Origin of the sequence: Cupriavidus phytohabitans, assembly GCF_017815025.1 — a bacterium.
Lineage (GTDB): Bacteria > Pseudomonadota > Gammaproteobacteria > Burkholderiales > Burkholderiaceae > Cupriavidus.
In genome coordinates this window covers 1-840 of record NZ_JAGIQB010000216.1, presented here as the reverse complement: position 1 = coordinate 840, position 840 = coordinate 1, and the positions used below count along the sequence as shown (strand labels likewise).

General features: G+C 60.0%; 1 pseudogene. It reads right to left on the bottom strand.

Going from position 1 to position 840, the window contains the following annotated elements:
* Position 1 precedes the first annotated feature (1 nt).
* Positions 2 to 840, bottom strand: a pseudogene (locus J8I34_RS34215) (ISNCY family transposase); the annotation flags it as partial.

Genomic DNA, 840 nt, shown 5'->3' with positions numbered 1-840 from the left:
TTCAGTTCTCAGTCCCATTTAGTGGCCACGGCTGCTCCTGTAGGCGTTTCAGCGCTTCCAGCATGTCGTTCTGATCCAGCGACCGCTGCGCCTTCTTTCCTGGTGGTCGCCCACGCTTGCGGGGCGCTCCTTCCGTGCCAGGCACAGATAACGACCGCGTGTTGTCGCGTTTCTCCTGGACATATTGCGCTATCTGCAACACAGCTCCGAGCCGCTTGTTGTCCACAATCGCGCCCTGATCGATCTCAGATAACCGGTCGTAGATGGTGGGGGCAGGGCAGCGCCATTCGCCCGTGGCTCAATCCTACCGTCCGGATAGTGATAGACGTCGATATAGCGCCCAGCAAGCTTCCGATGCTCTGGCGTATCGGCCAGCAGGTAGAGCATCTTGTCGTACTGGATCGTCAGGCTCTTGGACACACACCGCGGCTCGCGCCAGGTAAAGACTAGGTCCAGGTTTTCATCCGATCGCAGTGGTCGATGGGCATCATGGCTGTTGCGCGGTACCTTGGCAAAGCGTGCGTTGTAATCCGCAATGAATTCCGACATGAAGGCGTTGGCGGCCTCCATGGAGCTGATGCCGCGCAGGCGCAGTTCCTTGACCAGGCGATCCTGCAACGTCAGGTGGGTCCGTTCGACGCGGCCCTTGGCTTGGCTGCTGTTGGCGCAAATGCCCTCAATGTTCAGCTCGAACAAGGCCCGGGCAAACTGGGTGTGGCCGTCGCCGCTGGTTGCCCCTTGCTTGTTGACCCGAAACACGCTCGCCTTGTCGCTGTAAAACGCCACCGGCTTGCCGTGGCGCTCCAGATAGGCCCGCGTCGCCGCAAAGTATGTGAACGT